The following is a 19,917-nucleotide window of genomic DNA, read 5'->3' as shown; positions in this document are numbered from 1 at the left end:
CGGGATCGGTGTCCGCGCCGCTCATGCTCAGTCGCCCTCGTTGATACGGCGCAGGAAGGCGCGTGTGCGTTCGTGGGCGGGGTCCGTCATGAGCTTCTCAGGGGGGCCCTCCTCCAGGACGGCACCCTGGTCGAACATGATCAGTCGGTCCGCGGCCGAGCGGGCGAAACCCATCTCGTGCGTGACGACGATCATCGTCATGCCGTCGTCGACGAGTTCCTTCATCACGGCGATGACCTCGCCGACCATCTCGGGGTCGAGGGCGCTCGTCGGTTCGTCGAAGAGCATCAACTGCGGCTTCATGGCGAGGGCGCGGGCGATGGCGACGCGCTGCTGCTGGCCGCCGGACAGGGCCGACGGTCGCGTAGAAGCCTTGTGTTCGAGGCCCACCCTGGCCAGGAGCGCCTGTGCCTGCTCCCTGGCCTCGGCCTTCGGCGTGCCGAGGACCTTCGTCGGTGCGACGGCCACGTTGTCGAGCGCGGTCAGATGGGGGAAGAGGTTGAAGCGCTGGAAGACGAAACCGATGTTGCGGCGGCGTTCGGCCACCGCCTTCGGCCGCTCCTCCTGCGGCCGACCGGAGCCGGACCCGCGCGGCCGGTAGCCGACCGGTCGGCCGTGGACGAGGATCTCGCCCTCGTCGATGCGTTCCAGGTGGTTGAGGCAGCGCAGGAACGTGGTCTTCCCGGACCCGGACGGTCCCACCATGACCACGACCTCGCGGGCCCGGACGTCCATGGAGACACCGTTCAGCACCCGCACGTCGCCGAAGCGCTTGACCACCCCGCGTGCCGACATCACCGCCGACGCGTCGGCCGACCCGGCGGACACCCCGGCCTCGTGACCCTCTTGTTCCCCGGCTTTCCTCGTCATCGGTTCCATGTCAGTGGGCCTCCTTGCCTACGAGCGCGGCGTCCTCGCGGCCGGGGGTGCGTCCCGGGCCGCCACCGGTGAGCCGCTCCCGCAGCGAGGGTGCGGCGATCACCTGTCCGGGATCGGCGAGTCTGCGCTCGATGAACCGCTGGACGAACGACCACACCGTCGTCAGCGCGAGGTAGTAGCAGGCGGCGACGAGGAAGATCTCGAAGGTCTTGAAGGTCGCCGAGTTGATCGACTGCGCGGTCAGGAACATCTCCTGCAGGCCGATGACCGACAGCAGGGAGGTCGACTTCATCATCAGGTTGAACTCGTTGCCCAGCGGCGGAACGATGATCCGGATCGCCTGCGGCAGCAGTACGACCCGCATGGTCATCGCCGGAGTCATGCCCAGCGCCTGCGCCGCCTCCGCCTGCCCGGGATCGATGGCGTCGAGAGCCGCTCGGAAGATCTCGGCCATGTACGCGGCCTCGTTCACGGCGAGCGTCAGAATGGCCGCCTGCACGACGCCGAGCAGGACGAGCCCGCTGAACTGGACGTCGCCGAAACGGTAGATGCCCGCCGCGGCGAGGCCGTTGTAGACGAGGACGAGCTGGACGAGCAGGGGTGTGCCGCGGATCAGCCAGACATAGGTCCGGCCGCCCCAGCGCAGCGGGGCAAGGCGGCTGCGCTGGGCCAGGGCGACGGCGAAACCGAGGAGCACACCGAGCAGTTGGGCGATCACCGAGATGTAGACGGTGCGCCAGAGTCCGTCGAGGAACACCCCCGAGGGCGAGAACAGGTAGTGCCAGAAGAACGGCCAGTCGAAGCCGGCCGGCTGCCCTGCGTCGGCGAGCACGGTTGCGTGGGTCACGTGGTCTTCTCTCTGCGCGCGTGCCGCGGGGTCAGCCGGAGATGTCGTCGCCGGTCAGGTTCCACTTCTTGAGGACCGCGTCGTACGTGCCGCTCTTGCGTACGGCTGCCAGCGCCCGGGTGAGGGCGTCGTGCAGGGACGTGTCGTCCTTGCGGGTCGCGGCTCCCACCTTGATGCGATTGAACGGTTCGCCGACGAGGCCGAAGGTGCCCGGCTGCTGCTTCAGCACATACGCGGCGGTCTCCAGCGTCGTGCCGTAGGCGTCCACCAGCCCGAGGCGCAGTTGCTGGAGGGCGTCGCTGTCCTTGGTGAACTGCCGGATGTCGATCTTCGGCTTCCCGGCCGCCGCGCACTTCCCGGACTGGTCGGTGAGGTACTGGACGACGGTGGTGCCCGTCTGCCCGGCCGCCTTCTTGCCGCACAGGTCGTCCGCGCCCTTGACGGCGTCGGCGTTCTTCTCCGCCACGACGAGGGTGTTGGAGGCGTACATGTACGGGACGAAGTCGACGACCTTCTCCCGCTCCGGCTTGATGTAGAGCTGGCTGATGATCGCGTCGCACTGCTTGGCCTGCAGCGCCGGGATGATCCCGTTGAAGCTGGTGTTGGCCCAGTTCGCCCGGACCCCGAGCTCGGCGGCCAGCGCGTTCCCGAGTTCGATCTCGGCTCCCACCGGCTTCTGTGCGACGTCGTAGTACGTCAGTGGCGGCGCGCTGATGTCCGAGCAGTAGGTGATCTGACCGCTCTTCACGAGCGCACCCGCGGGCACCTTGACCGATGCCGCCTTCGTGGCGTTGGCGTCGGTGCCGCCGGAGGTGCCGGCGCATCCGGTGAGGGCCATGGCGGCCGCGGCGGCGGCGCCGGTCAGCACGGACACCGATCTACGGGAGAAGGAGAGCGACCTGGCCATTTCCGAACCCCTTTGAGAGTTCGCGCTGTTGCGCGGCGATGTAAGTCAATGCCATAGTCGATAACGTTGACTATGACTGGGAAGCTAGGCCCGCCGCTCTTGGACTGTCAAGAAGTCCCTTGTAACGCGGCGGTTAAAGAGGCCGCACCGCAGGCGGCCCCGGCGCACTCGGGAAAGGGAACGATGTCCGCATTCACCCAACGTCCGCTCGCCGCGAGGGGCGGCGCATGGGCCGTCGCCACGCCCCACGCCGCGGCCAGCGACGTGGCGGCCGAGGTGCTGCGCGGGGGCGGCAACGCGGTCGACGCGGCGCTCGCCGCCGCCGCCATGCTGACGGTGGTGTACCCCAACCAGTGCTCCGTCGGCGGTGACCTGCTGGCACTGGTGGGCACCCGGGACGGCGACATCCGCTTCGTCAACGCGAGCGGCCGGTCCCCCCGCGTGGTCGACGCGGCGTCGTTGACGGCGGCGTACGACCTGATGCCCGTGCTCGGCGCCCTGCCGGTGACGGTTCCCGGCGCGGTCGCCGGGTGGGGCGTACTCGCCGAGACCTGGGGCACCCGTCCGCTCGCCTCGGCGCTCGCGCCCGCCGAGGCCGCCGCCCGTGAGGGGGTGCCCGTGGCTTCCGGGCTGGCCCACGACCTCGCCCGCGAGAGCGGCAACCTGGCGCGCGATCCCGGCATGCGCGGCGTGTTCTTCGCCGACGGCGAGGTCCTCGCGGCCGGACAAGCGCTGCGCCAGCCCCACCTCGCCCGTTCCCTGGCCCTGATCGCCTCGGAAGGCCCCGCGGCGATGTACGGCGGAGAGGTGGGCGCGAGCCTGGTGAAGCTGCTCGCGGCCGGCGGCTCCGCGATGACGGAGGAGGATTTCGCCGCGCACACCGTGGAGCTCTCGCCGGCGCTCGCCGCGGAGTACGACGGTGTCGAGTACCTGTCGGCCGGTGCGAACTCGCAGGGCCTCTACTTCCTCCAGGGCCTCAAGGCGCTCGACGTGGCCCGCACCGTCCGCGGGCCGCTCGACCCGCTGGGCCGCGACGCCGGCGTGGTCGCCTCGGTCCTCGCCTGGACCGCCGGCGACCGTGACCGCCACTGCGCCGACCCGGAGTGGAGCAGCGCCCCCGTCGACCAGCTGCTGTCCGACGCGTACGCACGGCACATCGCCGAGCACGCCATGGCCGGCACGGCGGTCGACCTGCTCGCCCAGCGCAGGGCGACCGGTGACACCGTCGCGGTGGTGGTGGCCGACGCGGACGGCACCTGGGTCTCCCTGATCCAGAGCGTCTTCCACAGCTTCGGCGCCGCACTTCTCGACCCCGGCACCGGGATCGTCCTGCACAACCGGGGCGCCTCGTTCTCCCTCGACCCCGCCTCGCCCAACCGTCTGGCCGGCGGGAAGCGGCCGCTGCACACGCTCATGCCGGTCCTGGTCCGCGAAGGGGGCGAACTCGTCGGCGCGCACGGCGCGATGGGTGGACGCGCGCAACCCCAGGTGCACACCCACATGGCCCTGCACCTGGCCGTCGGCTCCTCTCCCGAACACGCCGTGTCGGTGCCACGCTGGGTCCTCGGAGCCATGGAGGCGGGAGTGACGACCGGCGCGGGCGTCGTCAGCACCGAGCGGGACGTCCCTCCCACAGGCGTCCAGACGATCGAGAGGGCGGGCTTCACCGTCCGGCCGCTCGGCGTGAACGACGACGGGGTGGGCCACGGCCAGTTGGTACGGCGGGTCCCCGGGGACGGCCGACCGCACCTGGCGGCGGCCGCCGATCCGCGCGCGGACGGTTCCGCGGTGGCCGGCTGACGCCATGGCCGGATACGCGATCATGGGAGCGAGCGACGTGGGGAAGGAAGCATGACCGAGAGCAGTGCCAGGACGTCCAAGAGGGCGGGCCGGAGCCGGCTGCCGCGAGGCACCCTGAGCCAGGAGCTGATCGTCCAGGCGGCGTTCCGGGTCGCGGACTCCTCCGGCATGGAGAAGCTGACGTTCCAGGCCCTCGGCCGTGAGCTGTCCGCCCATCCGACGGCGATCTACCGGCACTTCCGCAACAAGGACGAACTTCTGCTCGCACTCATCGACGCCCTGCACGAGGAGGCCCTGGCCAACACCCCACCGCCCACGGACGACTGGGCCCACGACCTCATGCAGATCGCGATCCACACCCACGAGGCGTTCCTCCGCCACCCCCGGGTCGGGGCCCTGGCCGCCGCGCGCACCGCCCGGCGGGAGAACGAGTTCCGGTCCGTGGAACGCAAACTGGACTGCATGCGCCGGGCCGGGCTCGACGACGCCGAAGCCGCCCGCTACTACCGGGTCTTCGCCGACCTGGTGCTGGCCTACAGCGCCATGGACGCGAGCCTGGCCGCGCTGTCCCCGGAGCTCCGGGACGCCGACCTGCAAGCCTGGGAGACGGACTACCGCACACTGCCGTCCGACAAATACCCCAACATCGCGCGGGTCGCACCACGGTTCGTGGGCCTGGACGACCCCCAGAACTTCGTGACGGCCGTGCAGGCGGTCATCGACACGGTCCGGGCGAAGACGGAGCGCGAGGCCCGCCGCACCTGAGCCGCAGCGCGCCGCGTCCTCACGGCGCGGACACGCGCACGATGCCTGCGGTGTGCGCCTGACCGGCCGGTCCTGTGGGCACGCTGTGGGCACGCGTCGACCCGCAGGCGCGGGCAGCCCTTCTCGGCGCCGGCTTTGTTCGCGATCACCGAACTCCCCCGAGGCCGGTGGTCAGGTCACCCGTTCGCCAGCGGTCGATGGCCGACGGCCACGAAGGCCCCCACGATGGCGGAGAGGGCTGCGCCCGTACCAGAGGCAGGCACGACGTTTTCGAGCCGGCCGCATCGGACAGTCGGCTCCGGATCATCCGTCTCTCCCCCGGAGGCCGCAGTGGGACACGCTGTCGGCGATGTGCTGGGCCTGGCCGCGGGTGTCGCAGTCAGCCCGCTGCCGATCGTGGCGATCATCCTCATCCTGGCCACCCCACAGGGGCGCCGTGGCGGACTGCTGTTCGCCCTCGGTTGGGTTCTGGGGCTCGCGGTGCTCGGCGCGATCATGCTGGCCGTGGGCGGAGCAGGCGGAGCCTCGGCCGACAAGCAGCCCGCCACCTGGGTCGGAGCCCTCAAACTCGCTCTGGGCGCACTCCTCGCTCTCTTCGGCGCCCGCCAATGGCGGCGCCGCCCCAAAGACGTCTCCGAGGCACAGCTCCCGAAGTGGATGGCAGCGATCGACCGCTTCACCCCCGTCAAGATCCTCGGCCTGGGGCTGCTGCTTTCGGCGGGCAATCTCAAGAACGCGCCCCTGACCATCGCCGCGGCCGCCTCGATCAGCTCCGCCGGGATCCCCGTCCCGCAGCAGGTCGGAGCACTCGCGGTCTTCGTGGTCATCGCGTCCCTCGGAGTGCTCGCACCGCTCGCCGTCTACCTGGTCATGGGCGAACGTGCCAAAAGCATCCTTGCCAACTGGCGGGACTGGGCCGCGCAGCACAACGTCGCCGTCATGGCCGTCCTGTTCTTCGTGCTCGGCCTCAAACTCCTCGGCGACGGCATCGACGTCCTCGCCGCCTGAGGCAGTCCCCGGCTGTCGCGCTAACCGCCGTTCTGCTCGATGTGCAGATGGATCGGCCCGCGCAGCACGGGACTGCGTCGGTACGGTGGCGGGTCGGCGACCAGTCGGGGCCGGTCGATGCGGCGTACCAGCTCGCTCAGCGCGATCTGGGCCTCCCGTCGGGCCAGCGGGCCGCCGAAGCACAGGTGGATGCCGCTGCCGAAGCCGAGGTGCTGGTTGTCACGCCGGTCGGGGTCGAAGCGGTCGGGATCGTGGAAGCGGTTCGGATCGCGGCTGCCCGAGGCCAGCATCAGCATGATCTGCGAGCCTTTGGGAATGACGGTGTCGGCGACGGCGATGTCGCTGTACGCGGCCCGCCACGGAATGATGTGCACGGGCGGCTCGTAGCGCAGCAGTTCCTCGACCAGCGGCACGACCAGATCCGGTTCGTCACGCAGTCGTTGCAGCACCTGCGGGTGGCGCAGCAGCGTCAGCATGCCGTTGGTGATGAGGTTGACGGTGGTCTCGTGACCGGCGATCAGCAGCAGGTTGGCGGTGCTGACGATCTCCTCGTCGGTCATCCGCCCGTCCGGCCCGTCATCGTTGGCCAGTCGTGACAGCAGGTCGTCGCCCGGGCGGCCGTGGCGTTGTTCCAGCAGCCCGCCGAGGTACTGGCGCAGCCCGGTGCGGGCCTGCAGGCCGTTCTCGAGTATTTCCTTCGGATCGGTCCCGGGGTCGTAGTCGATCGCGTTGATGAGGTCGTTCACCCAGACGCGGAACCTCGGTTCGTCCTCGCGCGGCACACCGAGCAGGCGGCAGATGACACTGACGGGGAACGGGTAGGCGAAGTCGTCGACGATGTCGATCTGCTCCTTGCCCGCGAAGTCGTCGATCAGACCGCTGACGGTGCTGGTCAGGGAGGGGTCCAGGCCGGCCACCAGCCCCGGGGTGTGCGGCGGGCCGAAGTGGCGCATCGCCATCCGCCGCAGGCGGTCGTGCTCGGGCGGGTCGATGTTGATGAACGCCGGCGTGGTGTCTCCCTCGCGTGAGGGCATCGGATGCGACAGATTGCGCACGTCGGAGCTCAGGTGCGGATTGTGCAGGATGTCCGCGAGTTCGCGATACGTGCTGATGACGTAGCTGCCGTCCTCCTGCCGGGCCACCGGTGTCCTGCGCAGCTCGGCGTAGAGCGGGTAGGGGTCGGCCCGGGAGGAGTAGTCGAGGATCCGGTGCAGTGTGTCGGGCGTCTCGGTCGTGGTCATCTCGCGCTCCCTCCTACCGGTGGTGCTGGTGCGCGGCCGTGACGCGGCGCTCACCCGGGTCGTGGCCGGTGACGACCACGGTGGCGCCCTGGGCGAGCAGGACGGGGCCGGGGAAGTCGACGGGCACCGGTTTCGTGTCGACGGGCTGGTCGGGCGTGGGGCAAAGCGGCGGGAAGGGCGCGGCCGTCTCGATGAGCCGCCGGTAGTGGTCCAGCCACTTCGCGTTGTTGAAGCTGACCGCCGCGGTGACGCGGCCCTGGTAGCCGTACGCCGCGACGAAGCGGTGGTCGGACACCGACCCCTGGGTGACGACCACCTCGTCGGCGAAGGTCGGCACGCCGACGGACTTGATGTTGACGCCGAACTGGATCGACCAGAACAGCGGGATGGACAGGTGGGGCCAGCGGTCCGCCTGGCCGTTGACCATGTTGTGGGCGGCGACCTCGGCCTGCTCGACGGCGTTGGCCCAGTGCTCCAGCGAGATGAGCCGGTACTCGTAGACCGGGTTCGGACAGCGCGCCACGTCCCCGGCGACGAAGACGTCGTCGGTGACCAGCCCGTTGAGGTCGAGGGCACGGCAGCCCGTGTCGCAGGCGATGCCCCAGACACCCGCCGCCAGTCCGGAGCCCTGCAGCCACTCGGTGTTGCGGACGCCCCCGAGCGCCACCACCGCCACGTCGGCGTCGATCGTGCTGCCGTCGTCGAAGTGCGCACGGCGCAGCCGCCCCTGTGCGTCGCCCTCCAGCCGGGTGACCTTGACACCGCACCGCAGGTCGACACCGTGGGCGCGCTGCAGGTCCGCCGCCACCTCGCCGATCATGGCGCCGAGCGCTCCCACCAGCGGGGCCGGCGCCAGTTCGGCGACGGTCACCGGGATGTCCCGCTCGCGGCAGATGGAGGCGATCTCGGAGCCGGTGAATCCCGCGCCGATGACCAGCACGCGGGAGGGCCCGGCCGCGAGGGCCCGCTGCAGACCTTCGGCGTGCTCGCGTGTACGTACGACGAACACGCCGTCCAGCGCTGCCTCGCTCTCCACGAACCAGGGCCGGGCCCGTACCCCGGTGGAGATCAGCACCCGGTCGAAGGGGACCTCGCGTCCGTCGGCGAGACGCACGTGGTTGGTGGCCAGGTCCAGCCCGCTCGCGGGCACGCCCAGCAGCCACTCGGCGTCGATGTCACGACGTCGCGGCAGGAGAGTACCCCCGGCGGGCACCCACCCGGTCAGGACCTGCTTGGACAAGGGGGGACGGTCGTAGGGCTCGCCCGACTCGTCGCCGATCATCGTCAGCGATCCGGTGAAACCCTCGTCGCGCAGGGTCTCCGCGGCCCGCAGTCCGGCCAGTGACGCCCCGACGATCACGATGCGGCCGTCGCGCTTGAACGCTCGCAGGTTCTCGGCGCTGGTCATGACCTCGACGCCTCCACCGGTACGTCCCGCCCCTCCAGTCGGTCGACCAGAATCGCCTGGACCGGGCAGGCCGCCGCGGCGCGCAGCACCCGGTCGCGCTGGGCGTCGTCAGGGTTCGGGTCGTACATCAGCGCTTCCTCGCCGTGCATCCGGAACGCGTCCGGAGCCAGGAACGCGCACTGCGCATACCCTTCACATCGGGAAAGATCAACGACAACTCTCATCCCGACCTCCACAGGGACTGCGAGCTGCGGACCCGGAAGCCGGCGCCCCTCCGGCGCGTGAAGCGCGAAGACATGGGAAAGAGGTTCGGCCGTTGCCCGCCTCGGCGAACTGCGAGGCGTTGCACCGCGCTTGGCGGGTCTCCGCAGAAAGAGAGATCCTGACATTCCTCCCGAACAGCCTATGCCGGGCGCACATCGCCCGCACGCCGAGAGCTCAGGCGGCCTCCAGGGGCACTGCGGAGGTTTTCACGATGGCCCTCTCCGAAGCGGTGTTCCGTGGCCTGTACCACCGGCTGCGAGGCCCGGCCGAGGACGGCGGGGAGGAACGCCGTGGCGGTCTGGACCGGTTGACGCCGGAGCGGGTCGTGGCGGCTGCCGCCGAAGTCCGGTACGGGCGCACCGTGTCGTTGGCGGCGCCCATCGAGACCCGGTCCGGTCCGGGCAGTCCGGAGCCCGCCTCCCGCCGGATGACCTGGCCGGAGACCGACGCCACCGGACCCGGTGCGGCGGCCGGCAGGCGTCGTGGCCGTGGCCTGCGGCGCCGTCAACTGGGCGGCGCTGCGGCCGGCTTCGGCGAACGACCGGCATCGGCGCGGGCCGGCGAGCCGCTCCGATGTGGTCGGCCGGTACTCCGTGCGCCAACAGTCCGGCCTGTCCCTGACGGCCGTCGCGAACGCCCTCCGCGTGGGCGACCACCTGCTGGAGCGGCTGGGCCGAGCCGTCGGCGGCGTCCGGAGCCCGACCGGGCGAACATCCTCCGCCGGGCAGCGCAACGACGTCCACCCCAGGAGGCCGCCGTCCCTCCCGGGTGCTTGTCTGATGCCCGGACCTCCGGGCGACGGGCCCGGCAGAAACGGGCACGCAGTGGAGGGCAGGACATCGTGAGTTCCACCGAGGGGACGTTCCAGGGTGTGATCCCCGCTCACCTGCTGCGCGGGCAGAAGGCACTCGTGACCGGCGCGAACTCCGGGATCGGCAGGGCTACGGCCGTCGCCCTGGGCCGGGCCGGCGCCGACGTCGTGGTCAACTACGTGGCCGGGCCCGACGAGGCCGAGAAGGTGGTCGAGGAGATCACCGGCCTCGGGGTCCGGGCGGCCGCCTACGAGGCGGACGTCTCCGACGAGCAGCAGGTCGTCGCCATGATGGACCGGATGGTCCAGGAGTTCGGCACGATCGACATCCTGGTCGCCAACGCAGGACTCCAGCGTGACGCGGCGTTCACCGAGATGACGCTGGCCCAGTGGCAGAAGGTCCTGGACGTCAACCTCACCGGGCAGTTCCTGTGCGCCCGTGAGGCGACGAAGGAGTTCCTGCGGCGCGGAGTGGTCCCGGAGGTGTCGCGCGCGGCCGGGAAGATCATCTGCATGAGCTCGGTGCACCAGATCATCCCGTGGGCCGGGCACGTCAACTACGCCTCCTCCAAGGGCGGGGTGCAGATGATGATGGAGACGCTGGCCCAGGAGCTCGCCCCGAAGAAGATCCGCGTGAACGCGATCGCCCCCGGGGCCGTCAAGACCCCCATCAACCGCAGCGCCTGGGAGACGCCCCAGGCCCAGGAGGACCTGTTGCGGCTGATCCCCTACGGCCGGGTCGGCGACCCCGAGGACATCGGCCACGCGGCCGTCGGCCTCGCCTCCGACCTCATGGACTACGTCGTGGGCGCCACGCTGTACGTCGACGGCGGGATGACGCTCTTCCCGGGATTCGCCACCGGCGGCTGACCCGCACCCCACCCGCGTCGGCCTCCTCCGGAGAGACGACACATGCACACGGTCCTGCTGCCGGCGGACGTACCGGCGCAGCCGCCGATCGCGCTCGACATGCCCGGCCACGGCGTGGGCCGCGGCGACGCCACCGCACTGCTCCCTGCCCGGCGCGGGGGTGGGCGTTCTTCCTGCTGGTCTCCGCGGCCGGGACCGAACCTGTCTCGGCCGCCCTCAAGGTGTCCGTGTCTCCGAAGGTGACGCTGAAGGCATCCGCCACCGGCGTCAGGCGCGGCACCACGGTCAAGTTCAGTGGCACCGCCGCGGTTCGTTCCATCGGCGTCCCGCCCGGGTCCTGGCATCTCGACTGCGGCGGGCTACCTGGCCTCCCCCACCGCGACCACTGCTGCGCTGCCGATGTCTTCTGTGGGGCCTGAGGCGTGGTGCTGCCGAACATCCCGCCTCGCGGCCCGGCCCGGCCCGGCGGGCCGCGTCGCTTCCTCGCTTGTTGTCCGTGCGCGCGTTCGACGTCAGGTAGCTTTTTTATGTCTGTTATTCCTTTTTTGGGGTGTTCGACGTAGTGGGATGGTTCCAGTCGCTTCGAAGACTGGCGGGGGAGGAGCCTGTCGCGCCCCGAGGCCTGCCCGCCCAGGACCTCGGCGTGTCATCCCAGCTGGCTGCGCTGCGTACGGCGGCGGCTCGGATCGGCACCACACTGGACGAGGACACCACGTGCGGGGAGCTGACTCGTGAGGCCGCCAGGCAGGCGGGCGGAACGGCGGCGCTGTTGCGGCTCAGAACGCAGGCCGACGTCGAGTACGAAGCCGTCAGCGGGAACCCGGCCGTGCTGCCTGACGCCCGGTGGGCCGCACCCGCGACACAGGAGGCGCCGGGCCGGGGGGAGAACGGGGCTGCTTTGCCGGCGTCCGGCGGGCCCCGCCCGGCCTTGTGCGTGCCACTGGCCGCCGGCGGGCACCACTGCGGCACGCTTGTGTGCGCCCGGGACGGCGCACCGTTCACCGGCCTGGAGGTGGCATTCCTCGCCTTTCTCGCCGAGCACGCCGCCTCCCACATTCGGCATGCCCGGGAACACGCCCAGGTCAGCGGCATCGTCGGCAAGCTGCAGCGCGCCCTTCTCGTGGAACCCGGCCGCCCGCACCCCAACCTGGACGTCGCCGTCCGCTACCGGCCGGTCGGGCAGAGCGCCGTGGTCGGCGGCGACTGGTGCGAGACCGTCCGACTGCACTTCGGCCGGACCCTGCTCATCGTCGGCGACGTCATGGGACACGGCTTGGAGGCAGCCGTCGATATGACCGCCTACCGCTCCGCTCTGCGCTACACAGCCTCCGCCGACCTGCCACCACACCGCGTGCTACGCCAGCTCGACGACATCGCCTCCAGGGAGCCGGACCGCCGACCGGCCACCTGCCTGATCGCGCGCGTCGATCCCAACCGCGGCCAGATGACCGTGGCCAGCGCCGGACACCTGCCCCCAGTCGTCATCGACGGACGGGGTCGTACCGCACTGCTGCCAGTTCCTGTCGGCCCACCCCTGGGCACGGGCCTCGGTGGCTACGAGTCGTCCACCTACCGGCTGGAGTCCTCCCAGACACTGATGCTCTTCACGGACGGGCTCGTCGAGCGTCGCGGCGAGGACATCGATCAGTCCCTGGCCCGGCTGTCCGGCGTCGGCATCGAAGGCGGCGCGGGTGTCGAAGACGTCCTCGACACGATGCTCACCCGCCTCGACGTCGGCCACGCCGAGGACGACGTGGCCGTCCTGGCCGCCCGGCTGCACCATCGCCCTGGCCGCACCTAGGACGCGCGACGCTGAACGGCCTGAGCCGTGGTGGTCGCGAGGCGGCGGCCCTGCCGACTCCCACCAGGGCGTCGAGTTCGTCGAGGTCGAGGTGCAGCAGCTCAGCGAGCACCGACGGTGCCTCGGAGCCACGCGGGTCAGTTCTGGCAGCCGCATTCCGAGGCGGGTGCGCCGAAGCCGTTGTCACCGTCCTCAGGCCGGGGACGGCGAGGTTGCGGTGTTCGTCCGCGGCCCCAAGCATGGAGTCGGGGAACAGCGGCAGGGCCCCTCGGAAGGCACCTCCCAGGAGGACATGAGAGCCATGACGTTTCCTGTGCCCCGGTCCGCAGGCCGTCGCCGGACAAGGCGCACTCGACAGGCATGCGTGCGACCCGCATGACCGACGACGACCAGCCGCCGCGCTGTCTGGTCACCGGCGCCACCGGTTACCTGGGCGGAAGGCTGGTGCCGGAGTTGCTGGCCGCCGGGCATTCCGTGCGCTGCCTGGCCCGGTCGCCCGGCAAGCTGCGGGATCATCCGTGGGCCGGGCAGGTGGAGGCGGTGCGCGGGGACGTGACGGACGAGGGCGCCGTGCGCGCGGCCATGGAGGGCCTGGACGTCGCGTACTACCTGGTGCACGCGCTGGGCACCGGCCGGGGCTTCGAGGAGACCGACCGGCGTGCCGCCCGGATCTTCGGTGAGCAGGCGCGGGCCGCCGGAATCCGCCGGATCGTCTACCTCGGCGGACTCAGCCCTTCAGGAGTACCCGAGCACGCACTGTCACCCCATCTGCGGTCCCGCACGGAAGTGGGCCGCATCCTCCTGGCCTCGGGCGTGCCGACCGCCGTACTGCGGGCAGCCGTGATCATCGGGTCGGGTTCGGCCTCGTTCGAGATGCTGCGGTACCTGACCGAGCGGCTGCCCGTGATGGTGACCCCGAGTTGGGTGCGCACCCGCATCCAGCCCATCGCCGTCCGCGACGTGCTGCGCTTCCTCGTGGGATGTGCACGGCTCCCGTACGACGTGAACCGCGCCTTCGACATCGGCGGACCGGACATCGTCACGTACGAGGAGATGATGCGGCGGTACGCCGTCGTCGCCGGACTGCCGAAACGGGTCATCGTCCCGGTTCCGCTGCTCACCCCCCGGCTGTCCAGCCTCTGGGTCGGTCTGGTCACCCCGGTGCCGGGCGCTCTCGCGCGCCCGCTGGTCGAGTCGCTCAGGCACGAGGTGGTCTGCGCCGAGCGGGACATCGTCCGTTACGTGCCGGACCCGCCGGAGGGACCGGTCGGTCTGGACCGGGCGATCCGGCTGGCTCTGCGGCGTGTGCAGGACGCCGACGTCGCCACCAGGTGGTCCTCGGCCTCGACTCCCCGTGCCCCCAGCGACCCGCTGCCCACCGACCCCGACTGGGCGGGCGGGAGCCTCTACACGGATCACCGCGAGCGCACGGTCGAGGCGCCGCCGCAGGCGCTGTGGCGGGTGGTGGAGGCGATCGGCGGCGAGAACGGCTGGTACTCCTCCCCGGCTGCCTGGTCCATGCGGGGCTGGCTGGACGCTCTGGTCGGCGGTGTCGGTCCGCGCCGAGGCCGCCGGGACGCGACCAGGCTGCGGGTCGGCGACAGCCTGGACTTCTGGCGAGTGGAGGAGATCGAGCCGGGCCGGCTGCTCCGGTTGCGCGCGGAGATGCGGCTGCCGGGCCTGGCCTGGCTGGAGATGACCGTCGACCGGGATCCACAGGGACGCACGGTGTACCGGCAGCGGGCCCTGTTCCATCCGCACGGCCTGGCCGGGCACGCCTACTGGTGGGGTGTGGCTCCCTTCCACGCCGCGGTCTTCGGCGGCATGGTCCGCCACATCGCCGCCGCGGCCGAATCGGCTGCCTCCGAACCGGCCCGTACCCACTGAGGGGGATCGAGGAACTGTGCGCGTCTCGGTCGCCCTGTTCACCGCTGACCTGCGGGTGCACGACAACCCGGTCCTTCAGGCCGCTCTGAAGGACGCGGAACGTGTGGTCCCGCTCTTCGTCGTCGACAGCGGCATCCGCCGCACCGGCTTCACCGGACCCAACCGCGCGGCGTTCCTTGCCGACAGCCTGGCCGATCTCGACACGGCCCTGCGGTCCCGGGGCGGCCGGCTGGTGGTGCGCGTCGGTGACGTGGTCGAGGAGACCTGCCGGGTGGCGGCGGAGACCGGGGCCGCCGTGGTGCACATCGCGGGCGGGGTGAGCCGCTACGCGGCACGGCGCGAGGACCGGCTGCGCGCGGAGCTCGCCGGCGACCGGCGCGAACTACGTGTCCACGATGCCTCGTTGACGACTGTGCCACCGGGGGCGCCGACGCCCGCGGGCAAGGACCACTTCGCGGTCTTCACGCCGTACTTCCGACGGTGGGAGAGCTTCTCCGTGCGCGGCGTCCTGCCGGCACCGGACGCCGTACGGCTACCGGACGTGGGCTCGGCCGGCCTTCCTCGCGCAGAGTCCCTCACGTCGGGTTCCACCTCGCCGGGCCTGCCTGCCGGCGGGGAATCCGAGGCCCGCCGCAGGCTGCGGTCATGGCTGGCAGGCCCGCTGTCCGCATACGGCGACCGGCATGACGACCTGGCCGCCGACGCGACTTCCCGGCTCTCTCCCTACCTGCACTTCGGCTGCCTCTCGCCCACCGAACTGCTGCACCGGGCCCGCGCCCAGGACGATCCCGGTGCGCGTGCCTTCGTCCGCCAGCTCGCCTGGCGGGACTTCCACCACCAGGTCCTGGCGGCCCGCCCCGAGGCTGCCGACCACGACTACCGGTCCCGGCACGACCGTTGGCGCCGCGCCACGAAGGAGTTCGAAGCCTGGCAGGACGGCCGCACGGGCTACCCCGTCGTCGACGCCGCCCTGCGACAGCTTCGCCACGAGGGCTGGATGCCGGGCCGTGCCCGCCTGCTCGCGGCCGGCTTTCTCACCAAGACGCTGTACGTGGACTGGCGGGCGGGAGCCCGCCACTTCCTGGACCTCCTTGTCGACGGCGATGTGGCGAACAACCAGCTCAACTGGCAATGGGTCGCCGGGACCGGCACGGACACCCGCCCGAACCGGCTCCTCAACCCACTCGTCCAGGCACGCCGGTACGACCCCCGCGGTGAGTACGTACGCCGCTGGCTCCCCGAGCTCAGCCACCTCGACGCCACCGCGGTCCACCGCGTCGCTCACCTCGACACAGCCACCCGGGCGGGCCTGGACTACCCCGCCCCGATCGTGGACCTCACCGAGGCCGCCACCCGATTCAGGGAGCGGCGAAGAGCCGACTGACCGGACAAAAGCAAGGCTTCATCATGGAGCGGGTGACGAGACGGGCATGTGGGTGGCCCGGACCCTCCAGCGCCCGGCAGGCAGCGGGACCGGTGCCTGATCAGGCATCCCGCCGCCGGGATACGGCGTCGTCCTCGACGCCGGACGACGTGGTCACGGCTTTCCCTTGACTCATTCCGGCTTCCGGAGCCGTTCGCTCCGGTGCCACCAAGAAACCGGTCGTCCATGGCAATGGCCTCTCAGCCGGACAACAGCTGTCCGACAGACGCACAGACACCCGGCGGTGAGAAAGTCTTCCTCTCGCCGCCTGGCTGCTCACCTTCCCGTGCGGCGGCGAGGATCACCCGAGTGAGCACCGCATCTCCCGGGTCTTCGACTGGCTGCAGGCTCCCTACGCCGGGTGGGGCCACTTCCTCGGCGACTACGAGGGCCTTGCCACCGACGGCTCTTCAGCGGTGCGCCCGTTCTTCGTGGAGACCAACGACAACGCGCCGCAGGACTCCACCGACGCGTACAGCGGCGTGCTGCCCACCAGTGGCGGCTACGGGCCCGTCGCTCCGGCCACGGCCACCACTCGTGCGACGGCCTCGCAGGCGGCTCAGCCGCACCGCGTCATCCGCTGATCAGACGCTGTCTGCGGGCGCCTGCGGACCATTGGTCGCGGTCGCGCAGGCGCCTGGCACATTGCCCCAGCCTCTGGCGACGGCACTGAGGTCCCGACGGGGCTGTGCCGCCTGGCGCCGTACCTGGACCGTCGCGGTGGGCGGGGCGCCGTCGAGGACGGTCATCTCGGTGCCCAGGGCGGGCATGCCGACGGACTGGATGCGTACCCCGTGCTGGTGGGACCAGAAGCGGGGCACCGGCATGAACGGCGCGGTGTCCTGGGGGCCTTGGAGAAGGGCGCCGGGTGCGTGGCGGCCCATCTCGATGGCGTTGATCCAGTGCTCGACGTGGCGCGGGGTGTCGTCGAAGCGGAGGTTGGGCCGGCGGCCGACGTCTCCGGCGGCGACGATGCCGTCGATCGCGTAGCCGTTCGCGTCGATGACGTGGGTGGTGGGGGCGCACAGGATGCCGTCGGTGAGATCGAGGCCCGTCTGCTGAAGCCACTGCCCGGCAAGAGGGATCTCACGTTCACCATCGACCGAGAAGGCCAGGCTTCGACCTTTTCCACGCAACACGCGGTACATGTGAATGATGTCGCGATCTACGGCCCCAAATAGTCGTACGTAAAGGGAAGTTCGTGTCCATGCGAGCCTCAAACGTAAACTCCCGGCCATTTTTCCTTTGAGCCCTTTGTGTGACTGTTATGAGCACGCCAAGATCTTCCCGCGTCGAGACACCCCCATATGCCCGACGCAGGGAGGAGAGGGCATGTTGCCCCCAAGGCACCAGCGACGGTTCATGACCTGCACCGTCGTAGCCGCCGCGTTCGGGCTGGTCAGCACCCAGTCGTTCGCAGCGTCGGCCGACACGAGACCCCGGCCCTGGCAGGCACGCCACCAGGCCGCGATAGGCCGAGAGCACATCAAGGCGTTGCACGCCGGCCACGGAATGTCCGCCTTCGCTGCCGAAGGCGATGACGACGGCGCCGACGAGGCGGAGAACTCCGCCGAGTCCACGGCCCAGTTCACCGAGGCCCGTACCGCGCCCGGTGTGGTCGCACCCGGCGCCTACGGCGCGGCCTGGCAGCAGCTGCAGTCGATGAAGCACGCGAGCGGCAGCTGGGACCACGTCACGAAGAAGGCGTACAACTCGGACGACTCCCGCTACCGGGATGTGAACTCCAACTCCAGCGGCGGCTCGGGCAAGGTGACCGGCCGGATCACCGGAATCGCCGCCGACGACCAGGGATACGTCTACGCGGGCGGCGCCAACGGCGGTGTCTTCCGCTCCACCACCGGCGGCGGGCACTGGAAGCCGATCGCCGACAAGCTGCCCTCGCTGTCGACGGGCGCCCTCTCCCTGGACGGCCAGAAGCGGCTCTGGTACGCCACCGGCGAGTCCAACACGGGGGCGACGTCCTTCGTGGGCACGGGCGTGTACGTCCTGAAGGACCCGCAGCACGGCAAGTTCCAGCCCGGCGACCGCGTGGGCGGCGCCGAGCTGGAGTCCACGGTCATCCACGCGCTGCGCTTCGCCGGCACCAAGGTGTGGGCGGCTACCAGCACCGGCGTGTGGTCGCACTCCACGACCACCCTGTCCGGCCCCTGGAAGCACGAGTTCGCCCCCAACCCCGACTACCTTCCCGGTGGTCCGAAGGCGGACGACCCGAGTGCCCCGTACAAGAACATCGCCAACGACATCGCCGTCGACCCGAAGGACCCGAACAAGGTTCTTCTCGCGGTCGGCTGGCGCGGCGGCGACACCTACAACGGCCTGTACGCGCAGGCGAGCGACGGCAGCTGGAAGCCGGCCACCGGTCTCGGCGACCTGCCGACCAGCAGTGACGACGTCGGCAACGTGACGTTCGGCGCGGCGGCCGACGGTTCGCGCCTGTACGCCATCGACCAGTCGCCGGCGCAGATGGCCGCCAACCCGGACAGCGGGCTCAAGGGCGTGTACGTGTCGAAGAGCGGCTCGCCGTTCGGGCCGTGGACGCTGATCGCGGACTACACCAAGCTGAAGGCGTCCGGTTCCGCCCTGCAGGGCGCCGGCTATCAGCCCGGCATCCAGTCCTGGTACAACCAGTTCCTCCAGGTCGACCCGGCCGACGCCGACCACGTCTACCTCGGCCTGGAAGAGGTCTTCGAGACCAAGAACGGCGGCGACAGCTGGATCACGCCGGGCCCGTACTGGAACTTCCCCTTCCCCTGCTGGAGCATCGACCCGGCCAAGCAGACCGGCGACTGCTCACCCACCACCCATTCCGACCAGCACGCCGTCGCGATCGGCAGCTACAAGGGCAAGAGCTGGGCGTACGTCGGCAACGACGGCGGTATCTACCGCCGCCCGCTCAGCGGCGCGGTCGACTCCGGCGGGCACGCCAAGGACTGGCAGTCCCTCAACGACGGCACCATCGACACGCTCCAGTACTACTCGGTGGGCGTCGGCAAGGACCTCGACAACGGCGGCGTCTCCGTCACCGGTGGCCTGCAGGACAACGGCCAGTCGATCCTGCGCGGCCACGACAAGGTCATGGGCTCCAACTTCGGCGGCGACGGCGGCGACACCATCGCCGACCCCGCCAACGGCTGCAACATCGCCGCCGAGTACGTCTACCTCGACCTGTGGGTGACCCAGAACTGCGGTGTCAACGACGGTTCGTGGACCACCGACCCGTCCAAGGCCACCGAGTACGAGGTCGCCCCGCCGGACAAGGACCTGGGTGGCGCGGGCGCCCGCTTCATCGCACCGATCGCCGCCGACGCCAAGGACACCAGCACCTGGATCGCGGGCGGTCGCCACGTCTGGGTGAACACCAAGGGCTTCGCGATCCGCTCCGGCAAGGAGTGGACGAACGCCTACGACCTCGGCGAGGGCCATGTGGCCACCGCGGTGGCGTCCTCCGGTGGCACGGTCTACGTCGGCTGGTGCGGCCCCTGCAACAACCAGGGCTTCACCCGCGGCATCGCGGTCGGCAACGCCGACGGCACCGGCTGGCACCAGCTGAACCTGCCCGTCGACGGCACGATCCCGAACCGCTACGTCTCCGGCTTCGAGGTCGACCCGGCCAACGCCCAGCACGTCTACGTGGCGATCAACGGCTTCTCCCGCCGCTTCACCGAGGGCCCGGGCGCGGGCGTAGGCCACGTCTTCGAGTCGACGGACGGCGGCGCGAGCTGGTCGGACATCTCGACCAACCTGCCCGACGTCCCCGCCGACACGGTCAAGCTCCTGCCGAACGGCGGCCTCGCCCTCGGCACCGACCTGGCCACCTTCTACCGGCCCGCCGGCGCCACCAAGTGGCAGGTCCTGGGCCACAACCTGCCCACCACGGCCGTGATGCAGCTGCGCCTCGGCCCCGACGGCAAGCTGTACGCCGCCACCCACGGACGCGGCATCTGGTCCTTCGACGTACGGCGCCTGAAGGGCCGTAAGGACTGAT

General features: G+C 70.8%; 16 protein-coding genes. 9 read left to right on the top strand and 7 right to left on the bottom strand.

Features of this window, described 5'->3' with window-relative positions; genetic code table 11:
* Window positions 1-27: 27 nt before the first annotated feature.
* The 3 genes from AB0N07_RS02190 to AB0N07_RS02180 all read right to left on the bottom strand — a co-directional run bounded on the left by AB0N07_RS02190 (window position 28) and on the right by AB0N07_RS02180 (window position 2,633).
* Window positions 28-795: an amino acid ABC transporter ATP-binding protein gene (locus AB0N07_RS02190; protein ID WP_365831184.1), complete on the bottom strand. Its 768-nt coding sequence runs from the start codon at window positions 793-795 to the stop codon at window positions 28-30.
* A gap of 85 nt (window positions 796-880) precedes the next feature.
* The gene (locus tag AB0N07_RS02185; RefSeq protein ID WP_365831124.1) at window positions 881-1,726 is read right to left on the bottom strand and encodes an amino acid ABC transporter permease; all 846 of its coding nucleotides are present in this window, start codon (window positions 1,724-1,726) and stop codon (window positions 881-883) included.
* Window positions 1,727-1,757: 31 nt separating this feature from the next.
* The gene (locus AB0N07_RS02180; RefSeq protein WP_365831122.1) at window positions 1,758-2,633 is read right to left on the bottom strand and encodes an ABC transporter substrate-binding protein; all 876 of its coding nucleotides are present in this window, start codon (window positions 2,631-2,633) and stop codon (window positions 1,758-1,760) included.
* Between the two features lie 183 nt (window positions 2,634-2,816).
* Here AB0N07_RS02180 and AB0N07_RS02175 point away from each other — a divergent pair, with 183 nt between their 5' ends.
* From AB0N07_RS02175 to AB0N07_RS02165, 3 genes are all read left to right on the top strand, one after another.
* The gene (locus tag AB0N07_RS02175; RefSeq protein WP_365831120.1) at window positions 2,817-4,433 is read left to right on the top strand and encodes a gamma-glutamyltransferase; all 1,617 of its coding nucleotides are present in this window, start codon (window positions 2,817-2,819) and stop codon (window positions 4,431-4,433) included.
* Window positions 4,434-4,484: 51 nt separating this feature from the next.
* The gene (locus AB0N07_RS02170; protein WP_365831118.1) at window positions 4,485-5,198 is read left to right on the top strand and encodes a TetR/AcrR family transcriptional regulator C-terminal domain-containing protein; all 714 of its coding nucleotides are present in this window, start codon (window positions 4,485-4,487) and stop codon (window positions 5,196-5,198) included.
* Window positions 5,199-5,528: 330 nt separating this feature from the next.
* On the top strand, window positions 5,529-6,206 hold the full coding sequence (locus AB0N07_RS02165) for a GAP family protein (protein WP_365831116.1): 678 nt from the start codon (window positions 5,529-5,531) through the stop codon (window positions 6,204-6,206).
* 20 nt (window positions 6,207-6,226) lie between these two features.
* Here AB0N07_RS02165 and AB0N07_RS02160 read toward each other — a convergent pair whose 3' ends face one another.
* From AB0N07_RS02160 to AB0N07_RS02150, 3 genes are read right to left on the bottom strand one after another with little or no spacing between them, the layout of a single operon-like run.
* On the bottom strand, window positions 6,227-7,447 hold the full coding sequence (locus AB0N07_RS02160) for a cytochrome P450 (RefSeq protein WP_365831114.1): 1,221 nt from the start codon (window positions 7,445-7,447) through the stop codon (window positions 6,227-6,229).
* A gap of 13 nt (window positions 7,448-7,460) precedes the next feature.
* Entirely contained in the window at window positions 7,461-8,855 is a 1,395-nt protein-coding gene (locus tag AB0N07_RS02155; protein ID WP_365831112.1) for an FAD/NAD(P)-binding oxidoreductase, read from the bottom strand.
* Entirely contained in the window at window positions 8,852-9,079 is a 228-nt protein-coding gene (locus AB0N07_RS02150; protein ID WP_365831110.1) for a ferredoxin, read from the bottom strand. Before AB0N07_RS02150 ends, AB0N07_RS02155 begins: the two co-directional genes overlap by 4 nt.
* Before the next feature lie 881 nt (window positions 9,080-9,960).
* Here AB0N07_RS02150 and AB0N07_RS02145 point away from each other — a divergent pair.
* The 5 genes from AB0N07_RS02145 to AB0N07_RS02125 all read left to right on the top strand — a co-directional run bounded on the left by AB0N07_RS02145 (window position 9,961) and on the right by AB0N07_RS02125 (window position 16,495).
* Entirely contained in the window at window positions 9,961-10,800 is an 840-nt protein-coding gene (locus AB0N07_RS02145; RefSeq protein WP_365831108.1) for an SDR family oxidoreductase, read from the top strand.
* 643 nt (window positions 10,801-11,443) lie between these two features.
* Complete coding sequence (locus AB0N07_RS02140) at window positions 11,444-12,601, top strand: SpoIIE family protein phosphatase (protein ID WP_365831106.1); 1,158 nt, start codon at window positions 11,444-11,446, stop codon at window positions 12,599-12,601.
* Window positions 12,602-12,976: 375 nt separating this feature from the next.
* Window positions 12,977-14,488 carry an SDR family oxidoreductase gene (locus AB0N07_RS02135; protein ID WP_365831182.1) on the top strand — a complete coding sequence of 504 codons (1,512 nt, stop codon included), beginning with the start codon at window positions 12,977-12,979 and terminating at the stop codon, window positions 14,486-14,488.
* 16 nt (window positions 14,489-14,504) lie between these two features.
* Complete coding sequence (locus tag AB0N07_RS02130; RefSeq protein ID WP_365831104.1) at window positions 14,505-15,872, top strand: deoxyribodipyrimidine photo-lyase; 1,368 nt, start codon at window positions 14,505-14,507, stop codon at window positions 15,870-15,872.
* 455 nt (window positions 15,873-16,327) lie between these two features.
* Window positions 16,328-16,495, top strand: coding sequence for a hypothetical protein (locus tag AB0N07_RS02125; protein ID WP_365831102.1), 168 nt, complete (start codon window positions 16,328-16,330; stop codon window positions 16,493-16,495).
* On the opposite strand, the gene AB0N07_RS02120 is transcribed toward AB0N07_RS02125, so the two are convergent.
* Complete coding sequence (locus tag AB0N07_RS02120) at window positions 16,496-17,050, bottom strand: hypothetical protein (RefSeq protein ID WP_365831100.1); 555 nt, start codon at window positions 17,048-17,050, stop codon at window positions 16,496-16,498.
* A gap of 193 nt (window positions 17,051-17,243) precedes the next feature.
* Here AB0N07_RS02120 and AB0N07_RS02115 point away from each other — a divergent pair, with 193 nt between their 5' ends.
* A complete protein-coding gene (locus tag AB0N07_RS02115) occupies window positions 17,244-19,916 on the top strand; it encodes a glycosyl hydrolase (RefSeq protein ID WP_365831098.1) in 2,673 nt (890 codons plus the stop codon).
* The last annotated feature ends 1 nt before the right edge of the window (window position 19,917 follow it).

The sequence above is a fragment of the Streptomyces sp. NPDC051172 genome (assembly GCF_040682555.1).
Classification (GTDB): Bacteria; Actinomycetota; Actinomycetes; order Streptomycetales; family Streptomycetaceae; genus Streptomyces.
Note: the sequence above shows the minus strand (reverse complement) of the source record. Positions and strands in the feature narration are given on the sequence as shown.